Genomic DNA, 18,989 nt, shown 5'->3' with positions numbered 1-18,989 from the left:
AAAACAGGGAGGATGTTCGATGATCAAGGTGAATGAAGGCGGGGCGGTGCGCCCCATGCTGCTGCTGATGCTGCTGACCGGAGCGTCGGTTCCGGCGCTGGCGCAGGAAGCCCCCGCCGCTCCCGCTCCGGCCGAGACGGTCGCCGACGACGGGACCGACATCGTCGTCACCGCGCAAAAGCGATCCGAACGGCTCCAGGACGTGCCGATCGCGGTCAGCGCGCTCGGCGGCGATGCGCTCGACAAGCAGCGGGTGACGCAGGCCGACGAACTCGCGGGCAAGATCGTCAATCTCCAGCTCACCTCGACCGTCGGCGACAACACCCCGATCTTCGCGCTGCGCGGCGTGTCGATGTCGGATTACAGCCTCAACCAGGCGAGCCCGGTCGCGACCTATTATGACGAGGTCTACAAGGGCAATTTCGCGTTCCTCGGCGTCGCCATGTACGATCTCGAGCGCGTCGAGGTGCTGCGCGGGCCGCAAGGCACGCTCTACGGCAAGAACACCACCGGCGGCGCGGTCAATCTGATCAGCCGGGCGCCCGAACTGGGCGGCACCGACGGCTATCTGAACCTCGGCTATGGCAATTACGACCGCTACGAGGCCAATGGCGCACTGAACGTGCCGCTCGGTGAAACGCTGGCGGCGCGCGTCGCCTTCACCTTCGCACGCGCCGACGGTTGGTTCAAGAACCAGCTTCCTGGCCAGCCCGACCTTGCCAGCGTGCGCGAATATGGCGTGCGCGGCAGCCTGTTGTTCGAGCCGAGTGACAGCGCGCGCTTCGTGCTCCGCGCCTCGACCAGTTATCAGAACCCGCGCAACTATGGCATCTATGCCCAGCCCGAGGCAGTGAACCGTCCGGGTCTGGGGCGGCGCCAGATCGAGGCGAACGTCACCGACCGCCGCCGCGCGCGCACCTGGTCGGTGTCGCTGACCGGCACCGTCGATCTCAGCGACGCGCTCGCGATCACCAGCGTTACCTCGTGGGACAAGGGCCGGCTGGCCTTCTATGAGGACACCGACGGAACCGCGACCGAACTGCTCGAAATCCCCTATACCGACCGGGCAACGCAATTCGCGCAGGACCTGCGGCTGACCAGCGATTTCGACGGCCCGTTCAACTTCATCCTCGGCGCCTATTTCAATCGCGAAAAAGTCTATATCGAAACGACCTTCGAGATCGGCAAGGACATCGACGTCGACGGCAACGGCGTGATCGACGTCGACGACTGCGCGGCCGGTCTTCCGCTCGCCTGCCTGTTCCGCAACAGCTTCGATCAGGTCAAGAAAAGCTATGCCCTCTATACCGACATGAGCTTCGAGGTCACGGATCAGCTCACATTGCGCGGCGGCCTTCGCTTCACCTACGACAAGGGCGTGCAGAGCAATTTCGAATCGAACGCTCTTGGTGTCGACGGCGTCCTCGTCGCGAACCTGATCCCGCCGTCGCGGCTCGACTACAGCACCGAAAATCTGTCGGGCAAGATCGGCGCCGATTACAAGATCAACCCCGACGTGATGGTCTATGGCAATTACAGCCGCGGCTATCGCGCGCCGAGCTTCAACGCGCAGGCCTTTTTCGATCCGTCCGAACTGTCGGTAGCGAAGGCCGAAAAGATCGACGCGTTCGAACTGGGGCTGAAGAGCCAGTTCGCCGACCGCCGCGTCACGCTCAACATGGCGATGTTCCATTATACCTACAGCAACCAGCAGTTCATCAACGTCGATCCGGGGACCGCGGCGCAAACCCTGCTCAACATCCCGCGTTCGCGCATTCAGGGCGGCGAGGCCGAACTGACCGTCCGCGCGGGCGACATGGTGACATTGCGCGGCGGCCTTGGCCTGCTCAGCACGAAGATCAAGCGCGGCACGGTGAGCGGCGTCGACGTCAGCGGCAACCGGCTGTCGAACGCTCCCAAGCTGACTTTCACCGGCGGCTTCGACGCGACGGTGATCGACGGCGGCAGCGGCAAGGTCAGCCTGCACGGCGACCTCAACTATTCGTCGAACCAATATTTCGAGGTGCTCAACGTCCCCCGGCTGCGGCAGAAATCCTATGCCCTGTTGTCGGGACATATCGACTGGGAATCGGCCGACGGGCGCTGGACGGCGTCGGTCTGGGGCAAGAATCTCGCCAATAAATTCTACTTCACCTCGCGCGTCGACCTGCTCGCGGGCTTCGGTTTCGACTATAACCATGTCGGGACTCCGCGAACCTATGGCGTGACCGTGGGCGCGAAATTCTGATCGGAGAGAGGCATGTCTGAATACAAGATGCTGATCGGCGGACGGCTGGTCGATGGCGATCACCAAATGGACGTCATCAACCCCGCGACCGAGGAGGTGTTCGCGACCGTCGCGCGCGCGTCGGAGCGGCAGGCCGACGAGGCGATCGAGGCGGCGGCGGCGGCCTTTCCCGCCTGGGCCGAGGTGCCGCTGGCCGAGCGGCAGGCGAAGGTCGCCGAACTGGCCGACGCGATCGCCGCCAACGCCGACACATTCGCCCGGGCGCTGACGCAGGAACAGGGGAAGCCGCTCGCGGAAGCGCAGGGGGAACTCGCCTGGACCGACGGCTATCTGCGCCATTATGCGACGCTGGAGATCGCCGAACGGACGATCCAGGACGATGCGAACGGACTGATCCAGGTCCGCCGCAAGCCGCTGGGCGTCGTCGCAGGGATCATCGCCTGGAATTTCCCGCTGCTCGTCGCCTGCTGGAAGATCGGACCGGCGGTGATTGCGGGCAATACGATCGTGCTCAAGCCCGCGCCGACGACGCCGGTGACCGCGCTGATGCTGGGCGAGCTGTGCCAGAAAATCTTCCCGCCGGGGGTGGTCAACATCATCGTCGATGCCAATGACCTCGGTGGCTATCTGACCGCCGATCCGCGCATCGCCAAGGTCGGCTTCACCGGATCGACCGCGACGGGCAAGAAGATCATGGCGAGCGCTGCGGACGGGCTCAAGCGGCTGACCCTCGAACTCGGCGGCAACGATCCGGGGATCGTGCTCGACGATGTCGACGTTCGCGCCACCGCGCAGGGCATCTTCAACGCGGCGTTCCTCAATTGCGGGCAGGTCTGCCTCGCGATCAAGCGCGCCTATGTCCACGACAGCATCTATGATGCGATGTGCGAGGAACTGGCGCGGCTGGCCGAGGCGGCGGTGGTCGACGACGGGCTGGCGCAGGGCGCGCAGATCGGTCCGATCCAGAACAAGGCGCAATATGAGAAGGTGAAGGCCTTTCTCGAAAGCGCGCGCAAGGATGGCACCATCGTCGCGGGCGGCGAGGCGATGGACCGCGCGGGCTATTTCCTGCGCCCGACGATCGTCCGCGACGTCACCGACGGCGACCAGATCGTCGACGAAGAACAGTTCGGCCCGATCCTGCCGGTGATCCGCTTTTCGGACGTCGACGATGTCGTCGCGCGCGCCAATGCGTCGCCCTATGGCCTCGGCGCGTCGGTGTGGTCGCGCGACGTCGATCGCGCGCTGGCGGTCGCGGAGCGCATCGAGAGCGGATCGGTGTGGGTGAACCAGCATGTCGCGATCGGCCCGCATATTCCGATGGCGGGGGTCAAATCCTCCGGCCTCGGGGTCGAACAGGCGGAGGAAGGCCTCGCCGAATATACGCAATTGTCGGTCATCAACGTGGCGCGCGGCGGATGAGCGAGGCGTTCGAGTGGAACCCGCCGCCGCGCTATAATTTCGCGCGCGACGCGATCGACCGGCTGGCGAGCGAAAGACCCGGCGATCGCGCGATGCTGTGGACCGACGGCGCGGGCACCGTCGTCGATCGCAGCTTCGCCGAATTGTCTGATCATGCGGCGCGCGCCGCCGCAGTGCTCAGCGCCGCGGGCGTCGGGCGCGGCGACACGGTGCTGATCCTGATGTCGCGCGAGATCGAGTGGTGGGAGCTGATGCTCGCCTGCCTGCGGCTCGGCGCGATCGCCTCGCCCGGCACCGTCCAGCTCACGCCCAAGGATATCGCCTATCGCTGCGACGCGGCCGAGGCGCGCTGCATCGTCGCCGGGGTCGATGTCGCGCCGCGCGTCGATGAAACCCCCGTCGATGCCGCGATTCCGCTGATCCACATCGGCGGCGCTCGCGCCGGATGGATCGATTACAGCGCGGCCAAGGCGACCGCCGAACCGCTGGCCGAGATCGCCGACACCGCGTTCGACGATCCCGCGCTCTGCTATTTCACCAGCGGCACCACCGGCCAGCCCAAGATGACGATCCACGGCGCGGGCTATCCGCTGGCGCACGAGATCACCGGCCGCTTCTGGCTCGATCTCGGCCCCGGCGACCTGCACTGGAACATGTCCGATACCGGCTGGGCGAAGGCGGCGTGGAGCAGCCTGTTCGCGCCGTGGCTGATGGGCGCGGCGATCTTCGTCCACCATGCGCCGGGCTTCGACCCCGTCGCCGCGATGGACCTGCTCGAAACGCATCCGGTGACGACGCTGTGCGCGCCGCCGACCGCCTATCGCATGTTCGTGCGCGCCGATCTGGACGGACGATCCTTCCCCCATCTCCGCCACTGCGTCAGCGCCGGCGAGCCGCTGAATCCCGAGGTCATCGACCTGTGGAAGAAGGCGACCGGGCTCGATATCCATGACGGCTATGGCCAGACCGAAACCGTGCTGCTCTGCTGCAACCGCGCCGGCGCGGCGCGGCAGGGCGCGATGGGGCGCCCGACTCCCGGAATCGATCTGGCGGTGATCGGCCACGACGGTGACATCCTGCCGCCGGGCGAGGAGGGCGACATCGCGCTGCGCGTCGGCGAACGCCGCCCGCCCGGCCTGTTCCTCGGCTATCGCGGCGACGCGGACCGCACCGCGAGCGTGTTCAGGGACGGCTGGTATCTGACCGGCGACCGCGCGACGGTCGATGCCGACGGCTATTTCTGGTTCGTCGGCCGCGCCGACGACGTCATCCTCTCTTCGGGCTATCGCATCGGGCCGTTCGAGGTCGAGAGCGTGTTGTTCGAGCATGAAGCGGTCGCCGAAAGCGCCGTCGTCGCCAGCCCCGACCCGACGCGCGGCGAGGTGGTGAAGGCCTTCGTCGTCCTCGCGGCGGGCCACCGCCCGTCCGACGCGCTCGTCACGGCGTTGCAGGATCATGTGAAGCGGACGACGGCGCCCTATAAATATCCGCGCCGCATCGAGTTTGTCGACAGCCTGCCCAAGACGGTCAGCGGCAAGATCCGGCGCAAGGAATTGCGCGATGCAGAGTTCGGGAAAGCGGACGGATGACCGACAGCTTCGTTCGCGGCGAGAACACTCCGCCGCTCCTCGATAGGACGATCGGCGATTGCTTCGACCAGGCCGTGCTTCGCGATCCCGAGGGCGAGGCGCTGGTCGTCCGGCATCAGGGCGTGCGCTGGACGTGGCGCGCGCTCAAGGCACGGGTTGATGCGGTCGCGGCGGGGTTGCTCGAACGCGGGCTGAAGCCGGGCGACCGCGTCGGCATATGGGCGCCCAATTGCGCCGAATGGGCGATCGTCCAGTTCGCGACCGCGAAGGCGGGGCTGATCCTCGTCAACATCAACCCCGCCTATCGCGTCGCCGAACTCGACTATGCGCTGAACAAGGTCGGCTGCGCCGCGTTGATCTTCGCGCCGTCCCACAAGAGCAGCGATTATGTGGCGATGCTCGGCGAACTCGCGCCCGAACTGGCGACGGCGGCGCCGGGTCAACTGCGCGCCGCGCGCCTTCCCGACCTGCGGCTCGTCGTGGTGCTCGGCGACGCGCCCCACGCCGGTTGCCTGCCGTTCGCGGCGCTTGCCAGCGACGCCACCGGCGCGCTCGCGGATATCGCGATCGATCCCGATGGGCCGGTCAATATCCAGTTCACCAGCGGCACCACCGGCTTTCCGAAGGGCGCGACGCTGTCGCACCGCAATATCCTGAACAACGGGGCGTTCGTCGGTGCGCGGATCGGGCTGTCCGCCGCCGACCGGCTGTGCATCCCGGTGCCGCTCTATCATTGTTTCGGCATGGTGATGGGCAACCTCGCCTGCGTCGTCCACGGCGCGACGATCGTCTATCCGGCCGAGGCGTTCGATCCGCAGGCGGTGCTCGAAACCGTCGAGGCCGAGCGCTGCACCGCGCTCTACGGCGTGCCGACGATGTTCATCGCGGCGCTGAACCATCCCGATTTCGACCGGTTCGACCTGTCGTCGCTGCGCACCGGGATCATGGCGGGGTCGCCGTGCCCGATGGCGGTGATGCGCGAGGTGATCGACCGGATGCATATGGAAGAGGTCACCATCGCCTATGGCATGACCGAAACCAGCCCGGTCAGCTTCCAGAGCGATCCGGGCGATCCGCTCGACCTGCGCGTATCGACCGTCGGGCGCGTCCAGCCGCACCTCGAGGTCAAGCTGATCGACCTTGGCGGCAACATCGTCGCGCGCGGCGAGACCGGCGAGCTTTGCACGCGCGGCTATTCGGTGATGCTCGGCTATTGGGACGACGCCGAGCGAACCGCCGAAGCGATCGACGCCGAGGGCTGGATGCACACCGGCGACCTCGCGACCATCGACGAGGCGGGCTATTGCCGGATCGTCGGGCGCATCAAGGACATGGTGATCCGGGGCGGCGAGAATATCTATCCGCGCGAGGTCGAGGAATATCTTCTCACTCATCCCGACATTCTCGACGTTCAGGGCGTCGGCATTCCCGACCGGAAATATGGCGAGGAATTGTGCGTCTGGATCCTGTTGCGCGAAGGCGCGGCAATGAACGAGGATGCTGTGCGCGCCTATTGCCGGGGCCGCATCGCGCATTTCAAGATTCCGCGCCACATCCTCTTCGTCGACGGCTTTCCGATGACGGTGACCGGAAAGGTGCAGAAATTCGCGATGCGCGAGCGCACGCTGGAACTGCTGAAGGGATAAGGCGCGCCGACGATCGCGGAAAGTCAGGGCGCGGGGACGGAGGATTCGCCCGGAGCCTGAAAAGGCGGCATCCGCCCTGCGGCGCGCTGACGTTCGATCTGATGCTTGAGCGCCGCGGCGACGTGCAGCACGAGCAGCGCCAGCGTCACGAACACGAGCAGTTCGTGGATGCCGCCGATCGCTTCGCCGGCATCGTCCGACACGCCGGGGACCAGCGGCAGGGGAATGCCGCCAAGCAGCGCGGTGCTGGTCTTGCCCTCGGCGCTCGCGCCTCCCGACACGGCCATCAGCCCGGTCAATGGAAGCGCGATGAGCAGGACATAGAAGGCCCGGTGCGTCCAGACGCTCGCGATGCGTTCCCAGCGCGGCAATTCGGTCGGGAAGGGCGGCGGCGGGTGAACAAGGCGCCAGCCGAGCCGCACGAGCGCGAGAACCAGGATCGTCGCGCCGATCGTCTTGTGGACGGTGAAAAGATCGCCACGCGCCGCGCCGCGTTCCATGCCGGCAAAGGTGAAACCGACGACGAACTGCGCCACCACGATCAGCGCCGTCAGCCAGTGCAGCAGCACCGCGCCATTGTCATAGCGCAGCAGCCGCTCCTGCGGCGTGGCTTCGGGGACGGTCGCCATGCAGCATCAACGCGCGGGAGGCATTTCGGATGCATGCGGCATCTCAAGGACCGGCCGCACGGGCCGTCGCCGCTCTTCCGCTCGCGCGCGTCTATCGGGTCGGGGCTCATTGCCGTAGCGTAAACTGTTGCTTTTAAGTCACGAATGCCCGCAAAATGGGCCTGTTCCGGTCCTGCGCGTTGACGCCGCGCGGCGGAGCCTTACAGCCACCGTCACCGCCGGAGCATCTCCCCCTCCACAGGCCCCGACGGGCCGCGCTCCGGTGGTCTGGAGAGAGACACCATGACTTTGCGCAACATCCTGTTGGGCGCCACCATGCTGTGCGCCACCACCCCCGCTTTCGCCTTTGCCCAGGAGGCCCCCGCCGACGATGCGGCGGCCGCGACGTCGGATGTCACCGACTATGGCAACGACATCATCGTCACCGCGTCGAAGCGCTCGCAGACGCTGCAGGACACGCCGATCGCGGTTTCGGTGACCTCGGCCGCCGACATCCAGAACGCGCAGATCCGCGACCTCATCGACCTGCAGTCGGCGGTGCCGAGCCTCCGCGTTTCGCAGCTCCAGTCGAGCGCGAACACCAATTTCATCATCCGCGGCTTCGGCAACGGCGCGAACAACCCCGGCATCGAACCCTCGGTCGGCGTGTTCATCGACGGCGTCTATCGCTCGCGCTCGGCCGCCCAGATCGGCGACCTTCCCAATGTCGAGCGCATCGAGGTGCTGCGCGGCCCGCAGTCGACCCTGTTCGGCAAGAATGCCTCGGCGGGCGTCATCAGCATCGTCACGCAAAAGCCGCAATATACGTTCGGCGGCTCGGTCGAGGCGAGCTACGGCAATTATGACGCCATCGTCCTCAAGGGCGACATCACCGGCCCGATCAGCGACACCATCGCTTTCTCGCTCGGCGCCAATTTCAACCGCCGCGACGGCTATGCCCGCGACCTGAACCTCGACACCGACGTCAACGACCGCAACCGCTGGGGCGTGCGCGGCCAGTTGCTGTTCGAGCCGACCGACGCGCTGTCGATCCGCCTGATCGGCGACTATGACAAGATCGACGAGAATTGCTGCATCGCCGGCAACGTCATCGCCGGCCCGACCGTGCCGATCACCGACTTCCTGGCCGGCGGCACCAGCGTCGATGCCGAAAATCCCTTCTCCTACCGCGTCTACAACAATTTCCTGTCGTCGAACCGGATCGAGAATTACGGCGGGTCGGGCCAGATCGACTATGATCTCGGCAATATGGCGCTGACCTCGATCACCGCCTATCGTCAGGTGCGCGCCGACACCAACCAGGATTCGGACTTCACCAGCGCCGACCTGATCGGCCGCAAGTCCGACGATACCGCGATCAACACCTTCACCCAGGAACTGCGTCTGGCGTCGGATTTCGACGGCCCGATCAACTTCCTGGTCGGCGGCTATTATTTCAACGAGAAGATCAGGCAGCACAGCCAGATCGCTTTTGGCAGCGATTTCCGGGATTATGGCAATGCGCTAATCCAGGCCGCGAGCGGCGGCGCGCTCAGCGTCGGAACGCTGGAAGCAGCACTTGGCGCGCCGAGCAATTCCTTCTTCCACGTCGGCGACGGCATGGACGAATATTACCGGATGAAGAACACCGCCTGGTCGATCTTCGGCACGCTCGATTTCGAGATCAGCGATCGCCTGACGCTGACCCTTGGCGGCAACTACACCAAGGACAAGAAGCGTTTCTCGACCGACGTGACGAGCACCGACGTCTTCTCCGGTATCGACCTCGATGCCCCGGTCTATGCGCCGTTCCGCAACCAGTTGATACTCGGCGGCGCGCTGCAGCAGGCGGGTGTCAATCCGAACGATCCGGCGGCCGTTCTGGCATTTGCGACCAATCCGGCAACCGCGGCGACCTTCGCGCAGTTCCAGGCCTTCGCGAACGCCAACCAGAACAACCCGGCGGCGAACCCGCTCAATCCGCTGAAGGCGTTCCAGTTCCTGCCGCCCTTCCTCGACGTTCCGAACAGCGTCGAGCCGGGCAAGACCAACGACGGCGATTTCAGCTACAGCGCGCGCCTTGCCTATAAGCTGACCGATACGCTCAACGTCTATGCGACCTATGCGACCGGCTTCAAGGCGAGCTCGGTCAACCTGTCGCGCGACAGCCGTCCGCTCGCCAGCGATTTGCCGGCGATCATTTCGGGTGGTCTCGGCACGCCGAACCTCGTCGCGGGCACGCGCTTCGCGGCGCCGGAAGAGTCGACCGTCTATGAAGCGGGCCTCAAGGCGCAGTGGTCGGTCGCGTCGCTGAACCTCGCGGTGTTCAAACAGTCGATCAAGGGCTTCCAGTCGAACGTCTTCACCGGCACCGGCTTCGCGCTCGCCAATGCGGGCAAGCAGTCGACCTGGGGGCTCGAGTTCGACGGGTCGGTGCGGCCGGTGCAGGGCCTGAACCTGAACCTTGCGGTGACCTGGCTCGATCCCAAATACGACAGCTTTGTCAAATCGGCCTTCGGCGACCTGTCGGGCCTGAAGCCCGCGGGCATCCCCGACCTGTCGGTCTCGATGGGCGGCACCTACACCCACGAATTTGCGGGTGGGACCAAGGCGATCATGCACGTCGACTATCAGTATGAAAGCCCGACCCAGATCGTCGACGGCCTGCTCGGCCTTCCGGCGACGGTGGCGCAGAATCTGAAGCGCGAGGTGAACCAGCTCAACGCCTCGTTCACCGTTGCGCTGACCAACGGGTTCGAGCTTGGCGTGTGGGGCCGCAACCTCACCAATGCGCAATATCTGACGACGGTGTTCAACGCCGTCGCCCAGTCGGGCAGCGTGTCGGGCTATCCCAGCCAGCCGCGCACCTATGGCGTGACCGGCCGCTTCAAATTCTGATGTGCGCACGCGGGGCGGTTCGCCGTCCCGCCCGGTCCCAGCGGACAAGAAAAAGCCCCGGCCTCTCGATGGAGAGACCGGGGCCTTTTTTTGGCGCTGCCGCCGGTGGCGTTAGAACTTCATCCCGGCCGCGATGCCATAGCGGCGCGGTTCGAGCGTGAAGATGTTGGTGTAGTTACCCGACGACTGGTCGGTGATGTAGAGGCCGGTGACGCTGCTCGAATTGAACAGGTTCTGGATGAAGCCCTTCACATACCATTTGTCGTCGGCGCCGTTGAGCTGCAACTGCGCGTTAACCTGGGCATAGCCCTTGATCCGGTTGACGTTGCCGTTGAAGATGCTGCCATAGCTTTCGCCGGTATAGGCAAGGTCGAAGCGCGGGACGAGCGTCATGTCGCCCATATGCGCCGTATACTGGACGCCGGCGCTGAACTTGTAGTTCGGGGCCTGCGGCAGTTGGTTGCCCTTGATATTGACCGGAATGCCGGCGGAGTAATAATCGACCCCGCCGAGCGCGGTGGGATTGACAGACAGACCGGCGACGGGGGCGGGCAGGTTGGCGAAGGCGCCCGCCGCCGCCGCTTCCATCACCGCGCAGATGCTGTACGCGCCCGTCGAGGCGATGCCGCCGTCGGCCGGGAAGGCGGTCGTGCCCTGCAACCCCGCACCGCCCTGTACGCCCGGCACGATCCCGAGGTTGATCAGGGTCTGGACGCCGTTCACGAACTGGTTGATCCCCGCGACATTCCCCGTCTTCGAGCCGACGGCGCAGTTGGCGGCGTTCGTGATGTCCTTGAGGATGACGGCGTCCTCGCGACCCCCGCCGAAATCGCGCTGGTTGCTGGTGAACTTGTCCTCGGTCACCTTGGTGTGGAGATAGCTGAAGCCGAGGTTGATCACCCAGTCCGGATCCGGCCGGACCATGCCTTCGACCTCGAAGCCATAGATATCGGCGCTGACATTGTCGTTCACCGCGGTGCGGGCGACGATCTTGCTGAGCTGCAGATCCTTATACTTGTAGTAGAAGGCCGTCAGGTTGAGCTGAAGCGCGCCATTTCCGAAGGTGTTCTTCGACCCGATTTCGAACGCGTCGACCTGCTCGGGCTTGAACGATTCAGGCACCGCGAAAATCGGCTGCAGCGGCGGGTTGATGCCGCCCGATTTATAGCCCCGCGAATAGGAGGCATAGAGCAGATTGTCGTCGGTCAGCTTGAAGTCGAGCACCGCGCGGCCGGTCAGCTTGTTGAACTTCACGCTACGCGCCTGGATAATCTGGTTTCCGGGCGTGCCGGGGTCGGCGTCGAAGGTCGCCACAAAGGGTGAATCGAACGCCGAGCCGGTCTGGCCGAAGGGCACGAGGAAGCTTGCCAGTGTCGAACGGGCGAGCACGCTCTTCTTGTCGTTGTTGTAGCGCAGGCCGGCGGTCAGTTTCAGCCGGTCGTTGAATTCGAAATAGGCTTCGCCGAAAATCCCGTAGGATTTGATCTTCAGATCGTCGGTGTTGTTGCGAAAGAAGGGCGTGCCCAAAAATGCCGGCGGCAGATTATTGGAAGGATCCGCATCGGCCAGACTTCCCAGGCCGGTGAACGCTCCAAGCACGCCCGCCAGATAGTCGATCGGGAAGGCGTTCACATAATAGCTGTTCTCGGTCAGGTGATAGTCGGCATAAATGCCGCCTACCAGGAAGTTGAACGGGCCGTCGAAGTCGCTCGTCACGATGCTTTCGACCGACCAGCTGCTGTTATACTGATTCGAGCGGTCGAACTGCAAGGACTGGTCGCTGCAAATCTTGTTGCCGCCGAAGGAACCGAGGCCGGTTTCCTCCGCCAGCGAGGTGCAGAGTTGACCCGTCGGGCCGTTCGGAATGATCGCCGCCGCAACCGGCCCGAGATAGGCTTGGAGACCTGCTCCATACATGCCATCGGCTGCATTTTGCAGGGTCTGAAGGCCCGTCGCATAGAGCGACCGATCGCCTACATTGCTGTTATAGTCCTGCGAAGCGTCGAGCTTCACCTTCTGATACTGGCCGGACACCTGCAACGAGATCGGGCCGAAATTATGTTCGATCCGTCCCTGCAGCGTCAGCTCGCTGGTGAAATAGCTCGGCGTATAGGCGGTGTTGACGGTCCGCGGATCGTTGGGGATCGTCGTATTGGCGTAGACGTCAGGGCCGTAGAGGCTACCCAGCGAGAAATCGAGACCTAGCGGGTTGGACGCAGTGACCGTTCCATTGGGAATGCCGCGGATCGCCAGGAATTCCTTCGATGTCAGCGCCGCGGTGAAGGTGGCGTTGCCGTTGAACGGTGAATTGTCGAGACGATTGTTCAAGCAGCCGAGGATGCCGGTCGGGTCGCGCTGGCAAAGCTGCTTCTGGATGCGGGTGCGCTGGTCCCGTTCGTGGAAATAGGAGCCGAGCAGGTCGATCGTCGTGTCGGGGGTCGGTTCCCAGCGGAACGAGCCGCGCACCGAATAAAGGTCGCGGTCGTCGATGCGGGTGTTGAGGAAGGTGTTCTTCGTATAGCCGTCGCGGTTCAGATAGATGCCCGCGATGCGGAAGGCGGCCGTGTCGCCAAGGGGGATGTTGATCATCGCCTTGCCCTTGAGCGAATCATAATTGCCATATTCGCCCTCGACAGCGGCTTCGAACGCGCCGAGCTTCGGCTTCGCGGTGATCACGTTGACCACGCCCGAGGTCGCGTTGCGGCCGAACAGCGTGCCCTGCGGGCCGCGCAGCACTTCGACGCGTTCGAGGTCGAAGAATTCGGTCTCGAACAGGCGGGTCGAAAACAACGGATCGCCGTTCAGGTGGATCGCGGTCGCGCTGTCGCAGGTCGTGCCGACGCAAAGGTCGCCGATGCCGCGGATGGTGAAGCTGGCGCCGGTGAAGTTGGTCTTGGTGAAGGTGACGTTCGGCAGGGTCAGTTGCAGGTCGGACGGCGTCTTGATCTGCTGCGCTTCGAGCGCTTCGCTCGAAAAGGCGCTGACCGCGATCGGCACGTCCTGCAGACGTTCGGATTGGCGCTGTGCGGTGACGACGATCTCGCCGCCGAAGGCGTCGGTGGTCGAGCCGCCGCTATCCTGCGCATAGGCCGGTGTCGCCACCGCCATCGCCAGAATCGACGAACCCATCAGTCCCTTGAACTTCATTTACATCCTCCCTTTTTCGAACCCGCGTCGCGGGCCGCCCAAACTCGAATTTGTGCTTAAAGGGGAGGGATGGTGACCAGACGTGGCAAAGGGCGCCGGACCGGATCGGTCTGGTGCCTCGGCATATCCCGCTTGCCAGCTGTGCTGGTCATCGTCCTCTCCCACCGGCGTCGGGGACTACGCCGGGCTCTCCGGATTACGGTCCGCTTGAGCGAACTCTGTAATGACCATGAAGGTGCGCCGAGTTGACGAAAGCGTCAAGCCACTTGTTTGCGCCGAAAATGCGCGGAAATTCAAGTGAGTCCCAAAGCTGGAAAAGCACAGATTCCGCAACGTAAACTTGGCCCGGCGCAGGAATTTCTTGGGTTTGCGGGGTTGCGCATCGCCCATTTCATGGCGAAATGTGCGGCATCGATGCAACAGTAAGGACGGGGTGATGACAAAAGTGGAACTGGGCCCGGACGGCAAACCGGTCGTGCCCGGTCATGTACTCGACGCGGTCCGGACGCTGATTGAATGGGCCGGGGACGATCCGGCGCGCGAGGGGTTGATCGACACGCCGCGGCGCGTGGCGCGCGCGTGGCTCGAATATTGCCAGGGCTATGAGGACGATCCCGCGGTTCACCTGTCGCGCACCTTCGAGGAGGTCGGCGGCTATGACGAGATCGTGCTGCTGCGGGACATTCCGTTCCAGTCGCATTGCGAGCATCATATGGCGCCGATCACCGGCAAGGCGTCGATCGCCTATCTGCCGCGCGACCGCGTCGTGGGCATCTCGAAGCTCGCGCGCGTGCTCAACGGTTTCGCGCGGCGGCTGCAGGTGCAGGAGCGGCTGACTGCCGAGGTCGCCAAATGCATCTGGGACAATCTGCACCCGCAAGGCGTCGCGGTGGTGATCGATGCGCAGCACGGCTGCATGACCGGCCGCGGCGTCCGCACCCCCGGCGTCGGCATGGTGACCAGCCGCCTGCTCGGCTGCTTCCTCGACGACGAGCGCAGCCGCAAGGAAGTGCTGAGCCTGATGGGATATTGAGGGTGGCTGGAAACGACCGATTGCGGGCGCTCCTCTCCCCTCCCGCAGGCGGGAGGGGTCGGGGGTGGGCAGCAACGGTGCAAGGGCCCACCCCGCTGCGACTAACGAACAAAGTTCGTAAGTCTCGCTGCCCCTCCCGCTTGCGGGAGGGGAAAGGAGCGCCATCCTTCAACGGCCGCTCCCCACCCCGAAGTCGGCGTCCGCACCGACTGTTTCAGGTAAAGAAAAAGGCTCCGGAACGCTGGGTTCCGGAGCCTTTTCTGTCTCGCGGGAAGAAGATCGGCCTTAGGCCTCTTCGCCTTCCTCTGCGTCCGCGGCCGGAGTTTCCTCGGCGGCGATTTCCGACGGCGGGGTCGCTTCCTCGAACTCGTCCTCGCTGTCGGGTTCCAGCGCGACCGCGGCGGCGGCAGCCTGTTCTTCCTCGAACATCGCGGCGATGACGTCGATGCCCTGCTTCTGCATCTCGGCCTCGTCGGGCGAGCGGGCGACGTTGACGCCGACCGTCACGACGACTTCGGGGTGCAGCTTGACCTTGACGTCGAACAGGCCGAGCGACTTGATCGGGCGTTCGAGCTCGACCATCGCCTTGGTGATGTTTGCGGCGCCGTCCTCGACCAGCGCGTCGACGATGTCGCGCACCGAAACCGAGCCGTAAAGCTGGCCGGTGTTCGACGCCTGGCGGATCAGAACGACCTGCTTGCCGTCGATGTCCTTCGAGCGACCCTCGGCGGCGGTGCGGCGTTCGGCGTTATCGGCCTCGATCTTCGCGCGGTTGGCTTCGAACAGCTTGCGGTTCGCGTCGTTCGCGCGCAGCGCCTTGTTGTTGGGCAACAGGAAGTTGCGGGCAAAGCCGTTCTTGACGGTGACGACATCGCCGATACCGCCCAGTTTCTCGATACGTTCGAGCAGGATGATTTCCATGACGCTGCCCTCCTTACTTCACGATGTAGGGGAGCAGGCCGATGTGGCGCGAGCGCTTGATCGCCTTCGCCAGCTCACGCTGCTTCTTGGTGGATACCGCGGTGATCCGCGACGGGACGATCTTGCCGCGCTCCGACAGGTAACCCTGGAGCAGGCGGACGTCCTTGTAATCGATGACCGGTGCGTCCTTCGCGCTGAAGGGGCAGGTCTTGCGGCGGCGGAAAAAGGGTCGTGCCATGGTGCTGTTCCTTATTCTTCGCCGTCGCGGTCACGGCCACGGCCGCCGCGGCGTTCCTGCTTGCGCATCATTACCGACGGACCCTTTTCGAGTTCGTCGACCTTGATGGTGAGCCAGCGGATGATGTCTTCGTTGATCGCAGCCTGACGCTCGATCTCCGCGATCGCTTCGCCGGTGACTTCGGCCGAGAGCATCACATAGTGACCCTTGCGGTTCTTCTGGATCTTGTAGGCGAGCTGCTTGAGGCCCCAGGTCTCGGTCTTGTGGACCGTGCCCTTATACTCGCCGATGACGTTGGTGACGGTTTCCGCCAGCGCGTCGACCTGAGCCTGGCTCAGATCCTGACGCGCGATAAAGACATGCTCGTAAAACGGCATGGTTCGCGTCCTTCGATTTGGCCGATCGCTGATTCCGCGCCGATCGCGAAACCCCTCCGGCTGTCGTCCGGCTTTGCCTGTTCGTGCAAAGCAAACGGGGCGACAGGCACAAGGCCTCGCCCCGAATGCGGGCGCCTATACAGATTCGCGGGCGGAAATCAAGCAGAGTCCCCTCTCCCCTTGCGGGAGAGGGTGGTGAAGACTTGCCAGCTTGCTGGCTAGTCGAAGCTGGGTAAGGGGGCGGCGGTCCGCGGGACCGCGCGAGCCAAAGGCTCGCAACCCCTCATCCAACTGCGCCTAGCGCCTGCGGCGCAAGGCTCCGTATCCTTCTCCCGCAAGGGGAGAAGGAATTATGTCAGTTTCTCCAGCAGATCGTACCCGAACTCGGTCAGCGTGTCGTCGCGCGCGCCGAGGATCAGGATGCGGTCGCCCGGCCGCGCCTCTTCCAGCATCGCGGCGCCGCATTCGGCGCGGGTGGTAAGGTGGACGGCCTCGGCGCCCGCGCCGACGATGGCGGCGACCAGCGCTTCGCTGCCGGTGCTGCGATCGACGGTGCCGCCGAAATAGACGGGGTCGCTGACGTAGAGCTTGTCGCCGTCGCGCATCCCATTGGCGAAACTCGCGGCAAGTTCCCTGCCCATCTGGCGGAGCGGGCCATAGCCGTGCGGCTGAAAGAACAGCAGAGCACGGCCCGGCAGCTCGGCAACCGCAGCGAGCGTCGCGGCGACCTTGTCGGGGTTGTGCGCGAAATCGTCGATGACGGTGACGCCGCCTGCTTGCCCGAGCACTTCGTAGCGGCGCGCGAGGCCCGCAAACTCGGCGAGCGCCGCGACTGCTTCCGCGACCGGCACATTGACGGCGCGCGCCGCCGCGATGGCCGCGAGGGCGTTGGCGGCATTGTGGCGGCCGGGCATCCGCAGGTGGACGTCATGGGTGTCGCCCGCGAAATGGACCGTGAAGCGGCAGCCGTCCGGCAAGGCTTCGAAATCGCTGCCGCGCATCGCCGCCATCTCGGAAAAGCCGAAGCGCATCACATTGCCGCCGCCGAGCAGCGGAGCCGATTCCGTATCGTCGGCGTTGACGACGGCGACGCGTGCCTTCGCCGCGAAGTCGCCGAAGAGCTGATGAAGTTCGGCCAGGCTCTTGTGGTCGAGGCTGATGTTGGTGACCACGGCGACATCGGGGCGGTAGAGAGCGATCGAGCCGTCGCTTTCGTCGACTTCGCTAATGTAAGTGGCGGCGTCGCCGACGAGCGCGCTGGCGAAAGGCGTGTCGGGACTCGCGAAATTGCGCATCACCGCGCCGTTCATCACCGTCGGCTTGCGGCCGGCGCGTTCCAATATCCAGCCGATCATGCCGGTGACGGTCGACTTGCCGCTGGTGCCGCCAACGCCGATGGCCTGTGCGGCGTCGTTGAACAGCGCCGCATTAAGGTCGGCGCGGGTCAGGCGTGCGAGGCCGAGCCTATTCGCGGCGGCGATGTCGGGCACGCTGTCCTCGATCGCGGCCGAGGCGACGAGCGTCTGGCCCGCCGCGACGCCGCTGCCGTCCTGCGGGAAGAGGGCGATACCCTGCCGTTCGATCCAGTCGAACTTGCCGGGCGTGCGCCCCTGATCGCGGCTGCGATCCGACCCGGCGACCGTGGCGCCCCGCGCCGCCACGATCATCGCGAGCGGCAACATGCCCGACCCGCCGATGCCGCAGAAGAAATAGGATTTGTTTTCCGACATGGCGGCGCGATATGGGCTTGGCGAACGCTTGGCAAGGATGGTGCAGTGACAATGAAAAAGGCCGAGGCGGAACGAGGCATCAGGCACATGGTAAGCTTGTGGCAGAAGCTTCCTGAACAAACGGGGCGGTCAAGTGATGAACTGAGTTTTGGTTCGTTTTATGCTTGGATGAAGTCAGAATATCCAAACTATCTAGATTTCCGGACAACAACCGGCGTGAGCTACGATACAGAAATGTGGTTCGATCAAGAGCTGGGAACAGCTTGGAAGAATTAAAATGCGTATCGGAATCGTCGCTCCTTCCACCCCCATATTGCCTGACGATGCCGAAGCGGTGCGCGCGATCGCCGCGATCGGCTATCCCGACGTCGAGCTGATCTTCGACGAGCAATGTTTCGCGGTCCACGGCCATTTCGCGGGCGAGGACGGGCATCGTTTCGCCGCGCTGGTCGAAATGGCGAACCGCCCCGACATCGACGCGATCTGGTTCGCGCGGGGCGGCTATGGCGCGTGCCGGATCGCCGAGGACGCGGTCGCGGCGATGACCCCGGTCGCGCGGGGCAAGGCGTTTCTCGGCTATTCGGATCAGGGCAATCTGCTGGGGTGTCTCTATCGCGACGGCTTCGATCATGTTGCGCACGGCCCGATGGTCGCCGACATTCGCCGCGCGGGCGGCGATGCGGCGGTGATGCGCGCGCTCGACTGGCTCGTCGCGCGCGATCCGGCGGCGTGCGAGGCGGGGCTGGAGCATGGCGCGCGCCATGCGGCGTTCAACCTGATGACGCTGTCGATGCTGCTCGGCACGCCGCTCGAACCCGATCTTGCGGGGCATGTGCTGCTGGTCGAGGAGGTGAGCGAATATCTCTACGCCTTCGACCGCGCCTTTTTCCATGTCGCGACCTGTCTGGCACCGCGCGGACTCGCCGGGCTGCGACTGGGGCGCGTCAGCGATGTGCCCGAGAACGACCGGCCGTTCGGCATGGAAGCCGAGGAGATCGCCCGCGACTGGTGCGCGCGCACCGGCGTCCCATGGCTCGGCCGCGCCGACATCGGGCACGACGCGGCGAACAAGGTCGTGCCCTTCGGCTTGCATCGCGCGGGGTGAAAGAATAGGCGCGGCCATCCATTTCCG

General features: G+C 64.8%; 14 protein-coding genes. 8 read left to right on the top strand and 6 right to left on the bottom strand.

What is annotated here, in order from left to right:
- The first annotated feature begins 19 nt into the window (after positions 1-19).
- Genes ACVENA_RS14670 through ACVENA_RS14655 form a run of 4 tightly spaced genes read left to right on the top strand, consistent with a single transcriptional unit; the run spans position 20 to position 6,905 of the window.
- A complete protein-coding gene (locus ACVENA_RS14670) occupies positions 20-2,248 on the top strand; it encodes a TonB-dependent receptor (RefSeq protein WP_449325956.1) in 2,229 nt (742 codons plus the stop codon).
- Between the two features lie 12 nt (positions 2,249-2,260).
- Positions 2,261-3,670: an aldehyde dehydrogenase family protein gene (locus ACVENA_RS14665; RefSeq protein WP_449325955.1), complete on the top strand. Its 1,410-nt coding sequence runs from the start codon at positions 2,261-2,263 to the stop codon at positions 3,668-3,670.
- Positions 3,667-5,259, top strand: a complete 1,593-nt coding sequence (locus tag ACVENA_RS14660) for an AMP-binding protein (RefSeq protein ID WP_449325954.1) — start codon at positions 3,667-3,669, stop codon at positions 5,257-5,259. The genes ACVENA_RS14665 and ACVENA_RS14660 overlap by 4 nt, the downstream gene beginning before the upstream one ends.
- Complete coding sequence (locus ACVENA_RS14655; protein WP_449325953.1) at positions 5,256-6,905, top strand: AMP-binding protein; 1,650 nt, start codon at positions 5,256-5,258, stop codon at positions 6,903-6,905. The genes ACVENA_RS14660 and ACVENA_RS14655 overlap by 4 nt, the downstream gene beginning before the upstream one ends.
- Before the next feature lie 23 nt (positions 6,906-6,928).
- Here ACVENA_RS14655 and ACVENA_RS14650 read toward each other — a convergent pair whose 3' ends face one another.
- On the bottom strand, positions 6,929-7,534 hold the full coding sequence (locus ACVENA_RS14650; protein ID WP_449325952.1) for a cytochrome b: 606 nt from the start codon (positions 7,532-7,534) through the stop codon (positions 6,929-6,931).
- A 282-nt stretch (positions 7,535-7,816) separates the two neighbouring features.
- On the opposite strand from ACVENA_RS14650, the gene ACVENA_RS14645 reads away from it, so the two are divergent.
- Positions 7,817-10,411 carry a TonB-dependent receptor gene (locus tag ACVENA_RS14645; RefSeq protein ID WP_449325951.1) on the top strand — a complete coding sequence of 865 codons (2,595 nt, stop codon included), beginning with the start codon at positions 7,817-7,819 and terminating at the stop codon, positions 10,409-10,411.
- 111 nt (positions 10,412-10,522) lie between these two features.
- Here ACVENA_RS14645 and ACVENA_RS14640 read toward each other — a convergent pair whose 3' ends face one another.
- Complete coding sequence (locus tag ACVENA_RS14640; protein WP_449325950.1) at positions 10,523-13,558, bottom strand: TonB-dependent receptor; 3,036 nt, start codon at positions 13,556-13,558, stop codon at positions 10,523-10,525.
- A gap of 436 nt (positions 13,559-13,994) precedes the next feature.
- On the opposite strand from ACVENA_RS14640, the gene folE reads away from it, so the two are divergent.
- Positions 13,995-14,591 carry a GTP cyclohydrolase I FolE gene (gene folE, locus ACVENA_RS14635; RefSeq protein WP_257544217.1) on the top strand — a complete coding sequence of 199 codons (597 nt, stop codon included), beginning with the start codon at positions 13,995-13,997 and terminating at the stop codon, positions 14,589-14,591.
- Between the two features lie 285 nt (positions 14,592-14,876).
- On the opposite strand, the gene rplI is transcribed toward folE, so the two are convergent.
- From rplI to ACVENA_RS14615, 4 genes are all read right to left on the bottom strand, one after another.
- Positions 14,877-15,512: a 50S ribosomal protein L9 gene (gene rplI, locus ACVENA_RS14630; protein WP_257544215.1), complete on the bottom strand. Its 636-nt coding sequence runs from the start codon at positions 15,510-15,512 to the stop codon at positions 14,877-14,879.
- Between the two features lie 13 nt (positions 15,513-15,525).
- A complete protein-coding gene (gene rpsR, locus ACVENA_RS14625; RefSeq protein WP_037554562.1) occupies positions 15,526-15,750 on the bottom strand; it encodes a 30S ribosomal protein S18 in 225 nt (74 codons plus the stop codon).
- An 11-nt stretch (positions 15,751-15,761) separates the two neighbouring features.
- Positions 15,762-16,127, bottom strand: a complete 366-nt coding sequence (gene rpsF / locus ACVENA_RS14620) for a 30S ribosomal protein S6 (RefSeq protein WP_257544208.1) — start codon at positions 16,125-16,127, stop codon at positions 15,762-15,764.
- 350 nt (positions 16,128-16,477) lie between these two features.
- Positions 16,478-17,857, bottom strand: coding sequence for a Mur ligase family protein (locus ACVENA_RS14615; RefSeq protein WP_449325949.1), 1,380 nt, complete (start codon positions 17,855-17,857; stop codon positions 16,478-16,480).
- Between the two features lie 45 nt (positions 17,858-17,902).
- On the opposite strand from ACVENA_RS14615, the gene ACVENA_RS14610 reads away from it, so the two are divergent.
- On the top strand, positions 17,903-18,133 hold the full coding sequence (locus ACVENA_RS14610) for a hypothetical protein (protein WP_449325948.1): 231 nt from the start codon (positions 17,903-17,905) through the stop codon (positions 18,131-18,133).
- Between the two features lies 1 nt (position 18,134).
- Positions 18,135-18,962, top strand: a complete 828-nt coding sequence (locus ACVENA_RS14605; protein WP_449325947.1) for an LD-carboxypeptidase — start codon at positions 18,135-18,137, stop codon at positions 18,960-18,962.
- The last annotated feature ends 27 nt before the right edge of the window (positions 18,963-18,989 follow it).

Source organism: Sphingopyxis sp. 550A (assembly GCF_053569535.1).
The sequence above is the reverse complement of the archived record's forward strand: the minus strand, read 5'-3'. Positions and strand labels throughout refer to the sequence as shown.